Source organism: Kitasatospora sp. NPDC085879 (assembly GCF_040686255.1).
Taxonomy (GTDB): domain Bacteria; phylum Actinomycetota; class Actinomycetes; order Streptomycetales; family Streptomycetaceae; genus Kitasatospora.
Map to the genome: position 1 here is coordinate 173,391 of NZ_JBFBJZ010000010.1, position 10,973 is coordinate 184,363.

The 10,973-nt window shown below is 72.5% G+C and carries 10 protein-coding genes; 1 reads left to right on the top strand and 9 read right to left on the bottom strand.

From position 1 onward, the window contains the following. Positions 1–24: 24 nt before the first annotated feature. Positions 25–897 carry an NmrA/HSCARG family protein gene (locus AB0P35_RS11035; RefSeq protein ID WP_363509346.1) on the bottom strand — a complete coding sequence of 291 codons (873 nt, stop codon included), beginning with the start codon at positions 895–897 and terminating at the stop codon, positions 25–27. Positions 898–955: 58 nt separating this feature from the next. Here AB0P35_RS11035 and AB0P35_RS11040 point away from each other — a divergent pair, with 58 nt between their 5' ends. After that, a complete protein-coding gene (locus AB0P35_RS11040) occupies positions 956–1,405 on the top strand; it encodes a MarR family transcriptional regulator (RefSeq protein WP_363509349.1) in 450 nt (149 codons plus the stop codon). A 68-nt stretch (positions 1,406–1,473) separates the two neighbouring features. Here the strand turns inward: AB0P35_RS11040 and AB0P35_RS11045 are convergent, their stop codons facing one another. The 8 genes from AB0P35_RS11045 to ruvC form a co-directional block, all read right to left on the bottom strand. After that, on the bottom strand, positions 1,474–3,891 hold the full coding sequence (locus AB0P35_RS11045) for a bifunctional (p)ppGpp synthetase/guanosine-3',5'-bis(diphosphate) 3'-pyrophosphohydrolase (protein WP_363509351.1): 2,418 nt from the start codon (positions 3,889–3,891) through the stop codon (positions 1,474–1,476). Positions 3,892–4,100: 209 nt separating this feature from the next. After that, on the bottom strand, positions 4,101–4,652 hold the full coding sequence (locus AB0P35_RS11050) for an adenine phosphoribosyltransferase (protein WP_095871951.1): 552 nt from the start codon (positions 4,650–4,652) through the stop codon (positions 4,101–4,103). 157 nt (positions 4,653–4,809) lie between these two features. Continuing rightward, complete coding sequence (secF, locus tag AB0P35_RS11055) at positions 4,810–5,910, bottom strand: protein translocase subunit SecF (RefSeq protein ID WP_095871952.1); 1,101 nt, start codon at positions 5,908–5,910, stop codon at positions 4,810–4,812. Positions 5,911–5,914: 4 nt separating this feature from the next. Beyond that, positions 5,915–7,636 carry a protein translocase subunit SecD gene (secD, locus tag AB0P35_RS11060; protein WP_095875281.1) on the bottom strand — a complete coding sequence of 574 codons (1,722 nt, stop codon included), beginning with the start codon at positions 7,634–7,636 and terminating at the stop codon, positions 5,915–5,917. Positions 7,637–7,870: 234 nt separating this feature from the next. Further along, positions 7,871–8,257, bottom strand: a complete 387-nt coding sequence (gene yajC / locus AB0P35_RS11065; RefSeq protein ID WP_363509356.1) for a preprotein translocase subunit YajC — start codon at positions 8,255–8,257, stop codon at positions 7,871–7,873. A 174-nt stretch (positions 8,258–8,431) separates the two neighbouring features. Then, positions 8,432–9,520 carry a Holliday junction branch migration DNA helicase RuvB gene (gene ruvB / locus AB0P35_RS11070; RefSeq protein WP_363509359.1) on the bottom strand — a complete coding sequence of 363 codons (1,089 nt, stop codon included), beginning with the start codon at positions 9,518–9,520 and terminating at the stop codon, positions 8,432–8,434. 101 nt (positions 9,521–9,621) lie between these two features. After that, a complete protein-coding gene (ruvA, locus tag AB0P35_RS11075; RefSeq protein ID WP_095871954.1) occupies positions 9,622–10,233 on the bottom strand; it encodes a Holliday junction branch migration protein RuvA in 612 nt (203 codons plus the stop codon). Then, entirely contained in the window at positions 10,230–10,799 is a 570-nt protein-coding gene (ruvC, locus tag AB0P35_RS11080) for a crossover junction endodeoxyribonuclease RuvC (RefSeq protein ID WP_363509363.1), read from the bottom strand. Before ruvC ends, ruvA begins: the two co-directional genes overlap by 4 nt. Positions 10,800–10,973: the final 174 nt, after the last annotated feature.

Sequence of the window (10,973 nt, forward strand, 5' to 3'; positions counted from 1 at the left end):
CGGCGGGGGCCTTCCGCGTTCGGGTCACAGCGGCCAGGCGCGGCCGTGCGCCCAGTCCGCGAAGTCCTGCCAGCCGACCTCGGGGTGGTCCCGGCGCAGCGCGGCGGTGTCGATGTCCAGGCCGGTCTCGGTGAAGTAGCGGAACATCGCGGCGAGGTCGGCGGAGTACGCCTCGATCTCGCTGATCGGGAGGCGCTGGAAGCCGATCGGCCTGCCGGTGGCGGAGGTGAGCACCTCGGCGATCTCGGGGCAGGTGAGGGCGTCGGAGGCGATGTCGATCCGCCGGCCGGCGAACTCGTCGGGCCGGGTGATCGCGAGGGCGGCGAAGGCGCCGATGTCGCGGGCGGGGACGAGTGCCAGCGGCCGCTCGGGCGGCATCGGGAGGACGAAACTGCCCCGGCGCAGCCCGTCCAGGGTCCACTCCCCCGCGTAGTTCTCCATGAAGGCGGCCGGGCCGAGCACCGTCCAGGGCACGCCGAGCCCGGCGAGCCGGCGCTCGATGCGGTACTTGCTGTCGAAGTGCGGGATGCCGGTGTCCCGGTCGGCGTGCGCGGCCGAGGTGAGGACGATGTGGCCGACCCGGGCGTCGGCGGCGGCCTCGATCAGGGCAGTGCCCTGGCGGACCTCGGTGGTGAGGTCGGCGCCGGAGGGTCCGAACGGTGTCGACACGGCGAAGAGGGCGGCGGTGCCGGCGAGGGCGGCGTCCAGGGACTCCCGGTCGTCGAAGTCGGCGGGCACGACGTGGGCTCCGGCGGCCGCGAGGGCCCGGGCGGCGGCCGAGCCCGGGGTGCGGGTGAGGGCGCGCACGGGAAGTCCGTGCGCGAGGAGGGCGTCGACCACGGCGGCGCCCTGCGTTCCGGTGGCTCCGGCCACCGCGACATATGATGTCTGCGTCATGCAGACACTGTAGAACGAATTCTCTGCGTCGCGCAGATATTTTCTCGGGAGGATGCCCATGCGGCCGCACGACCTCGAAGCCGACTCCCGCCGCTACCTCGCCTCGTACGCGCTGTTCAACCAGGCGGTGGCGGACCGGCTCGGGCTGCACCCCACCGACGTGCAGTGCCTGAACCTGCTGGGCCTGGAGCGGGGCCCGCTGACGACCGGGCGGATCGCCGAACTCACCGGCCTCACCAGCGGCTCGGCCACCCGCCTGGTGGACCGACTGGAGCGGGCCGGATACGTCACCCGGCGGCGCGACGAGGAGGACCGCCGGCGGGTGCTGGTCGAGCCGGTACCGGAGGCGGCGGCCCGCCTCGGCGCGCTCTGGGGCGAACTCGGCGAGGGCTGGGCCGCCATGCTGGCCGAGTACAGCGAGGAGGAGCTGGAATTCCTCGCCCGCCACATGCGCCGCACCACCGAACTCGCCGACCGCCAGGTCCGGCTGCTCCGCGAAGGCCGGTAGGCCACCCGGGAGCACGTGGGGCACCTCCCGGCCATCGGCCGGGAGGTGCCCCACGTGCGGTGGCTCTACTACTTCTTGGCGGAGGTCACCCGGTAGACGTCGTACACGCCCTCGACGCCGCGGACGGCCTTCAGGACGTGGCCGAGGTGCTTGGGGTCGCCCATCTCGAAGGTGAAGCGGCTCATCGCCACCCGGTCCCGGGAGGTCTGCACCGCCGCCGACAGGATGTTGACGTGCTGGTCGGAGAGCACCCGGGTGACGTCCGACAGCAGGCGCGAGCGGTCCAGCGCCTCGACCTGGATGGCCACCAGGAACACCGAGGACTGGGTGGCCGCCCACTCGACCTCGATCATCCGCTCCGGCTGCTGCGCGAGCGCCTCGACGTTCACGCAGTCCGAGCGGTGGATCGACACGCCGTTGCCGCGGGTCACGAAGCCGACGATCGGGTCGCCCGGCACCGGGGTGCAGCAGCGCGACAGCTTGACCCAGAGGTCCTCCACGCCCTTGACGATCACACCCGGGTCGCCCTTGGCACGGCGGCGCAGCGAGCGGCTCTGGTGCGTCGGGGTGGCCGTCTCGGCGAGGTCCTCGGTGGCGCCCTCCTCGCCGCCGAGCGCCTGCACCAGCTTCTGCACGATGGACTGCGCGGCGACGTGGCCCTCGCCGATCGCGGCGTAGAGCGAGGAGATGTCCGGGTAGCGCATCTCGTGCGCCAGGGTGACCAGCGAGTCTCCGGTGAGGATGCGCTGGATCGGCAGACCCTGCTTGCGCATCGCCCGGGCGATGGCCTCCTTGCCGTGCTCGATGGCCTCCTCGCGGCGCTCCTTGGAGAACCAGGCGCGGATCTTGTTGCGGGCGCGCGGCGACTTGACGAATGTGAGCCAGTCCCGGGAGGGGCCGGCGTTCTCCGCCTTGGAGGTGAAGACCTCGACGGTGTCGCCGTTCTCCAGCTCGGACTCCAGCGGCACCAGCCGGCCGTTGACCCGGGCGCCGATGCAGCGGTAGCCGACCTCGGTGTGCACGGCGAAGGCGAAGTCCACCGGGGTGGCCTTCGCGGGCAGCGCTATCACATCACCCTTGGGGGTGAAGACGAAGACCTCGTTGCTGGAGAGGTCGAAGCGCAGTGACTCCAGGAACTCGCTCGGGTCCTCGGTCTCCTTCTGCCAGTCCAGCAGCTGCCGCAGCCAGGCCATCTCGTTGACGGCGTCGGCCTTGTCGTGCTTGCGGCCGTGCGCGGGGGTGTCGGTGCGGACCTTGGAGGCGCCGGCCACCGCCCGCTGCTTGTACTTCCAGTGCGCGGCGATGCCGTACTCGGCGCGGCGGTGCATGTCGAAGGTGCGGATCTGCAGCTCGACCGGCTTGCCGCCGGGCCCGATGACCGTCGTGTGCAGCGACTGGTACATGTTGAACTTGGGCATCGCGATGTAGTCCTTGAACCGCCCCGGCACCGGGTTCCACCGCGCGTGGATGGTGCCCAGCGCCGCGTAGCAGTCGCGGACGGTGTCGACCAGGACCCGGATGCCCACCAGGTCGTAGATCTCGGCGAAGTCGCGGCCCCGCACGATCATCTTCTGGTAGACCGAGTAGTAGTGCTTCGGCCGGCCGGTGACCTGGGCCTGGATCCTGGCCCCGCGCAGGTCGCCCTGCACCTGGTCGATCACGGTGGCGAGGTACTCGTCGCGCTTGGGCGCGCGCTCGGCCACCAGGCGCACGATCTCGTCGTACATCTTGGGGTAGAGGATCGCGAAGGCGAGGTCCTCCAGCTCCCACTTGATGGTGTTCATGCCCAGCCGGTGCGCCAGCGGGGCGTAGATCTCCAGCGTCTCGCGGGCCTTCTTCTCCTGCTTCTCCCGCTTGAGGTAGCGCATGGTGCGCATGTTGTGCAGCCGGTCGGCGAGCTTGATCACCAGGACGCGCGGGTCCTTGGCCATCGCGACGACCATCTTGCGCACCGTCTCGGCCTGCGCGGCCTCGCCGAACTTGACCCGGTCCAGCTTGGTGACGCCGTCGACCAGCAGGGCGACCGAGTCGCCGAAGTCCTGGCGCAGCGTCTCCAGGCCGTAGTCGGTGTCCTCGACGGTGTCGTGCAGCAGCCCCGCCATCAGGGTGGGGGCGTCCATGCCGAGCTCGGCGAGGATGGTCGCCACCGCCAACGGGTGGGTGATGTACGGGTCACCGCTCTTGCGCTTCTGCCCGCGGTGCCACTTCTCGGCGACCGCGTACGCCTTCTCGATCTCCTTGAGCAGGACCGGGTCGGCCTTCGGGTCGTTCGCCCGGATGGTGCGGAACAGCGGCTCCAGGACGGGGTTGACCGCGCTGCTGCGCTGGCCGCCGAGCCGGGCCAGGCGGGCGCGCATGCCGCCGCCGGAGGAGGACCGGTGGCCGGGCGGCGGGCCTGGCCGCGCCGGGCCGGCCCCGGAGGAAGCGGGACGGCTCTCGGGCGCGGTGGCCTCCGCGGTGGGCACAACCTCGTCGGGCAAGGACACTCCTCGGGGGCGCAGGGCCTCCCCCTCGTTCGGGCGGTCGCGCCATCGGTCGCACCCGTCGGTCGTGCAACCGAGAGGGGATGAATCTTCATGGTACCGAGAGTGCGGGCCGACCGGTCGGCCGCCCGGCGCGGAACGGGGCGACCAGGGCGCGGCCCGGGCCCGGACGAGCCGGCCGGGCCGGCCGCCGCGTCCGGGCGCCCGGCGGGTCAGACCGTGACGAGGGCGTCCAGCGGGGCCCCGGCGAGGTGCCCGGAGAGCCGCTCGCGGCCGTCCAGGAAGCCCAGCTCCATCAGGACGACCACGCCGGCCAGCGCGGCGCCGGCCTCCCGGACGAGGTCCAGCGAGGCCCCGAGGGTGCCGCCGGTGGCGAGCACGTCGTCGACCACCAGCACCCGCTCGCCGGGCGCGAAGGCGTCGCACTGCACCTCCAGCGTGGCGGAGCCGTACTCGAGGTCGTAGGAGCGGGCGAAGACGTCGCCGGGCAGCTTGCCCTTCTTGCGGATCGGCACGAAGCCGAGGCCGGCCGCGAAGGCCGCCGGGGCGGCGAGCACGAAGCCGCGGGCCTCCAGGCCGACCACCTTGGTCGCCCCGAGCTCGGCGGCGCGGCCGGCCAGCGCCCGGGTGAGCGCGCCGAAGGCCTCGGCGTCGGCGAGCAGCGGCGCGATGTCCTTGAACAGCACGCCGGGCTTCGGGTAGTCCGGGACGTCCCTGATCCGGCTGGTCAGCAGCTCGGCGAGGACGGGGTCGGGCGAGGTCACGTGGGGTTCCTTCGGGTCGGCAGGCCCTTCGGGTCGGATGCACGCCGCGGGCCGGATTCAGCGGATCCGACCTTACCCGCCGCGACACCCGGTCACGGAAAAGGTCCGGCCGGCCCGAGTCGCCTCGGGCCGGCCGGACCCTGTCACCGCCGTCCGGTCAGCGCTTGCCGGACGGACGGCCCTTGCCGCGGGTGCGGGCGACCGGCTGGTTGCGCTGGCCGACCATGCCGGCGCCGACCTCCTCGCCGTCCTCCGCCGTCTCCTCGGCGCCGCCGGCCGCCTCGGCGGCCTTGGCGTCCGCCGCGCGGCGCTGGGCGACCCGCTTGGCGAGCGCCCGCATCTCCGGGGTCTGCTCCTTGAGCTGCGCGAGCAGCGGGGTGGCGACGCAGATCGACGAGTAGGCACCGGCCGCCAGACCGATGAACAGCGCGAGCGAGATGTCGTTCAGCGTGCCGGCGCCGAGCATGCCGCCGCCGATGAACAGCAGCGCCGTGACCGGCAGCAGGGCCACCACGGTGGTGTTGATCGAACGCACCAGGGTCTGGTTGAGGCCCAGGTTGGCGGCCTCGCTGTAGGTCCGCCTGTTCTGCTTGGTGATGCCCCGGGTGTTCTCCTTCACGGTGTCGAAGACGACGACCGTGTCGTAGAGCGAGTAGCCGAGGATCGTCAGGAAGCCGATCACGGTACCGGGGGTGACCTCGAAGCCCACCAGGGCGTAGACGCCGATGGTGATCAGCAGGTCGTGGATCAGCGCGACCAGGGCGGCCAGCGCCATCCGCCACTCGAAGGCGATCGCCAGGTAGGCGGTGACCAGCACCATGAAGACGACCAGGCCGAGCAGGGCCTTCTGGGAGATCTGCTTGCCCCAGGAGGGGCCGATCACCTGGGCGTCGATGTCCTTGGTCGGGACGCCGATCTCCTTGGAGAGCTCCTGGGAGAACGCCGGGCCGCTGATCTTCTCCTCGGAGCTGACCTGGATGCGGATCTTGCCGTCGCCGGTCTTCTGGACCTGCGGGGTGGAGTCACCGGTGATCTTGTTCGCGGCGTCCTGCGCCTGCGACACCGTCAGGCCGGACTTCTCGACGGTGTAGACCGAGCCGCCCTTGAACTCGATGCCCAGGTGCAGGCCCATGGCCAGGCCGATCGCCGCCACGAGGACGATGACGCCCGAGATGGAGTACCAGATCTTGCGCTTGCCGACGAAGTCGAAGCTGACCTCGCCCTGGTAGAGCCGGTGGCCGATGTTCCGAAGGGACATGGCGTCAGGCCTCCTTGGGGGCGTTGGCGGAGGAACGGCGACGGCTGCCGCGGATCGGCGGGCGGGCGCCGAGCCGCTTCGGGTCGAGGCCGGACCACGGGTGGCCGTTCGCGAAGAACTTCCGCCGGGCCAGCAGGGTGATCAGCGGCTTGGTGAACAGGAAGATCACCACGACGTCGAGCAGGGTGGTCAGGCCCAGCGTGAACGCGAAGCCCTGGACCTTGCCGACCGAGACGACGTACAGCACCGCGGCACACAGGAACGACACGAAGTCGGAGACCAGGATGGTGCGACGGGCACGCGGCCAGGCGCGCTGCACGGCGGGCCGCAGCGGGGCGCCCTCGCGGACCTCGTCGCGGATCCGCTCGAAGTACACGATGAAGGAGTCCGCGGTGATACCGATCGCGACGATCGCTCCGCAGACCGCCGGCAGGTTCAGCGCGAATCCGATGCTGCTGCCGAGCAGGCACATGATCGAGTAGGTCAGGATCGCCGAGACGAGCAGACCGGCGATCGAGACCAGGCCGAGGCCGCGGTAGTAGACCAGCGAGTAGATGACCACGAGCACCAGGCCGATGGCGCCGGCGATCAGGCCGGCCTGCAGCTGGTCGCCACCGAGCTGCGGGGAGACGGTGGTGACGTCGCTCATGTCGAAGGTCAGCGGCAGCGCGCCGTAGCTCAGCACGTTGGCGAGGCCCTTGGCGTCGTCCTGGCTGAAGCTGCCGGAGATGGTGGCCGAGCCGCCGGTGATCGACTGGCTGACGTACGGGTGGGAGACCACCTTGCCGTCCAGGACGATGGCGAACTGGTTGGCCGGGGAGGCCTGGGTGGCCAGGGTGCCGGTGGTGGTCGCGAAGGCCTTGGAGCCGTTGTCGTCGAACGACAGGTCGACCTGCCAGCCGCCGGCCCGCTGGGTGTCGAACAGGGCCTGGGCCTTGGACACGTCGGCGCCGTTCACGGCGACCGGGCCGAGCGCGAACTTGTACCAGACGCCCTGCTCCTTGTCGTAGGAGCAGGCGACCGCGTTCTTCTTCGGGTCGGTCTGGAAGTCCTTGCGCTGCTCCGGCTTGGAGCAGTCCAGCGCGGCGAACTGCTGCTGGACGTCGGCCGGCACGGTGCCCTGGGTGAGCGCGGCGGTCAGCTGCTCGGGGCTCATGCTGGTCGGCGCGGACGGGGTGGCGCCGCCGCTCGGGGCGGCCGCGGCCGAGCCGGAGGCGGTGGCCGAGGGCGAGGCGGAGGCCGACGGGTCGGCCTTCAGCGCGTCGCTCACCGCACGGCCGGCCTTGCTGGCGCTGGCGGAGGGCTTGCCGGAGGGGCTCGCCGAGGTCCCGGAGGCGTTCGCCGAGGCACCCGAGGACGGGCTGGCCGAGCCGGAGGCCGAGGGCGACGGCGAGCCGGTGTTCAGGGCCGAGGGGTCGACGCCGGTGGGCGCGAGCGCGACCACGGGACGGAAGTAGAGCTTGGCAGTCGTGCCGATCTGCTCGATCGCCGCCTGCTTGTCACCGCCATTGGGGATGTTGACGATGATGTTGCTGTCGCCCTGGGTCTGGACCTCCGCCTCGGAGACGCCCATACCGTTGACGCGCTTCTGGATGATGCCGGTCGCGATGTCCATGTTGGACTTGTTGATCGCGGCCTTGTCATCCGACTTTGCGGTCAGGGTGACGCTGGTGCCACCGGCGAGGTCGATTCCGAGACGGGGCGTCTTGTCGCCCGTCCAGAACATGAGGGCGACCAGACCGACGGCGACCACGAGGATCAGGGCCAGCGCCCGCCCCGGGTAGCCGTCGCGCTGGCGCGACTTGGGTGTTGCCACCTTGCTCGTTTCTCCCTGTCCATGCCGCCGCGGGCCGCGCCCCGGTCCGGCGTGAGGCGGGACGGGGGACGGCGGCGCAGGACGGCCCTGAGGTCATCTGGGCCGGCGGCCGGTTGCCGCGCAGCCTGAGTGGGCCCGACCGTACTACTTGGTCTCGGACGCGTCGGCGTCGGCTTCCTTGGCGAGGCTCAGCGGCTTCTCGCCGTCCTCGGCGGTCTCGGCGTCGGCGACCGGCTCCTCGTCGACCTCCACCGGGCGGCCGTTGATGATCGCGTCGTACTCGAGCGGCTCCAGCACGGCGGCGATGGCGCCCTTGGTGTAGTGGGCCACCACGCCGGGGGCGAGCTCCAGCTCGACGGTCTCGTCGTTGACCGCCTTGACCTGGGCGTACATGCCACCGATCGTCCGCACGCCGGCGCCCGGCTGGAGCGTCGCCTGCATCGACGCCGCCTGCTGCTGCCGCTTCTTCTGCGAGCGGAACATCAGGAAGATCGCGACAACCGGAAGAATGAGGATGATGAGATTAGCCACAGCCAGGGTCCTTTGCGGGCCGCCTCGGCCGGCGGCCTGGTATACGTCGGCCCGTCGGTCGAGAGGGGCGGTCCGGCGGAGTCTAGGCGACCCGCACTGTACGGACAACGCCAAGCATGCCAGTGTGCCGCCGAAAGTGGCGACCCTTGGCATGCACCCGTTTTCGGTTGTCGGCTACAGGCCGTCCGGGAACAAAGCGGCCTGGTCGGACGTATGCGCGCCGCCACCCTGCCCCGCGGGCACCATCCCGAGGTGCCGCCAGGCCGCCGCGGTGGCGATCCGGCCGCGCGGCGTCCGGGCGAGCAGGCCCTCGCGGACCAGGAACGGCTCGGCGACCTCCTCGACCGTCTCGGACTCCTCCCCCACCGCGACGGCGAGCGTGGACAGGCCGACCGGGCCGCCGCCGAACAGCCGCAGCAGCGCGTTCAGCACCGCGCGGTCGAGCCGGTCCAGGCCGCGGGCGTCGACCTCGTACACGTCCAGGGCCTGCTCGGAGATCTCCCGGGTGACCCGGCCGTCGTGCCGGACCTGGGCGTAGTCGCGGACCCGGCGCAGCAGCCGGTTGGCGATCCGCGGGGTGCCGCGGGAGCGGCCGGCGATCTCGGCGGCGCCGGCCGGGTCGATGTCCACGTCCAGCAGGGCGGCGGAGCGGTGGACGACCCGCTCCAGCTCGCCGGGCGCGTAGAACTCCATGTGGCCGGTGAACCCGAAGCGGTCGCGCAGCGGGGGCGGCAGCAGGCCGGCCCGGGTGGTGGCGCCGACCAGGGTGAACGGCGGCAGCTCCAGCGGGATGGCGGTGGCGCCGGGGCCCTTGCCGACGATGACGTCGACCCGGAAGTCCTCCATCGCCATGTAGAGCATCTCCTCGGCCGGCCGGGACATCCGGTGGATCTCGTCGAGGAAGAGCACCTCGCCCTCGGTGAGCGAGGAGAGGATCGCGGCGAGGTCGCCGGCGTGCTGGATGGCCGGGCCGGAGGTGATCCGGATCGGGGCGCCCAGCTCGGCGGCGATGATCATCGACAGGGTGGTCTTGCCGAGCCCGGGCGGGCCGCTGAGCAGCACGTGGTCGGGGGCGGTGCCGCGCTGCCGGGCGGCCTGCAGCACCAGGGAGAGCTGCTCGCGGACCCGCTCCTGGCCGATGAACTCCTCCAGCAGCTTGGGGCGCAGCGCCGCCTCTACGGCCTGGTCCTCACCGTCGGCGGCCGCCCCCACCAGCCGGTCTGCCGCCGGGCGGTCGGCGGGGTCGGTCTCGTACGGGCTCATCGGGAGCGGCTCCAAAGTCGACATGACGACTGGTCGTCAGATGGTCAAAGCGTCGGCGGTCGGCCGGTCCGGGCGGACCGGGGGAGGACTCGGCCGCCCGGTCAGCGGGCCCGGTTGAGGCCGCGCAGGGCGGCCCGGAGCAGGGCGCCGACGTCCGGCACCGGCTGCGCCTCGGCCTCCGGTGTGACCGCGGCGACCGCCTCGTCGGCCTCGCGGGGAGCGTAGCCGAGGCCGACCAGTGCGGCGTGCAGCTGCTCGTGCCAGGGGGCCGGGCCGGTGGCGACCGGCTTCTGCGCGGGCACCGAGCCGTGCGGGGCGCCGAGCTTGTCCTTGTACTCCAGCAGCAGCTTGGCCGCCTTGGCCTTGCCGATGCCGGGCACCGCGACCAGCGCCTTCTCGTCGCCGCCGGCGACCGCGGCGCGCAGCGCGTCCGGGCTGTGCACGGCGAGCATCGCCTGGGCGAGCCGGGGGCCGACCCCGGGTGCGGCCTGCAGGATCTCGAAGAGGCCGCGCTCGTCGTCGTCGGCGAAGCCGTACAGCGTGAGCGAGTCCTCGCGGACCACCAGCGAGGTGGCGAGCCGGGCGCTCTCGCCGATCCGCAGCCCGGCCAGGGTGTTCGGTGCGCACTGGACGGCCATCCCGACCCCGCCGACCTCGACGACGGCCGTGCCGGCCGCGATGTGGGCCACCGGCCCCTGGACGAAGGCGATCATCGACGGTACTCCTGACGTGCGGCGGGGCGGCGGGCCGCGGGCGCGGCGGGCGCCGGTGCGGCCTTGGCGAGGGCGGCGGCGATGCGGCCCTGGGCGCCGCCGCGCCAGATGTGGCAGATGGCCAGGGCGAGGGCGTCGGCCGCGTCGGCGGGCTTGGGCGGGGCGTCCAACCGCAGCAGGCGCTGCACCATGGCGGTGACCTGGGCCTTGTCGGCGCGGCCGGAGCCGGTGACGGCGGCCTTCACCTCGCTCGGGGTGTGCAGGGTGACGGGGATGCCGCGGCGGGTGGCGCAGAGCATGGCGACCGCGCTGGCCTGGGCGGTGCCCATCACGGTGCGGACGTTGTGCTGAGCGAAGACCCGCTCGACGGCCACCAGGTCGGGCTCGTGCTCGTCCAGCCACTGCTCCAGGCCTTGCTCTATCTGCAGCAGCCGGACGCCGATCTCCGCGTCGACGGGGGTGCGCACCACGCCGACGCCGACCATCCGCAGCGGCCGGCCGGGGGCGCCGTCGACCACGCCGACACCGCACCTGGTCAGCCCCGGGTCCACACCCAGTACCCGCACGCGGCCCTCCCGCTCTCGTTCGACCTGCGAAGGCTACCGGTCGCCTCCGACAGGCGGAGGTACGACACCGGCCCGGGGGGGGGGGGGGGGGCGCCGGGGCGGGGGGGGGGGGGGGCCATTGGGGGGGGGGCGGGGGGCCCGCCAAGACACCGGGTACGGAAGTGTGGCAAACAT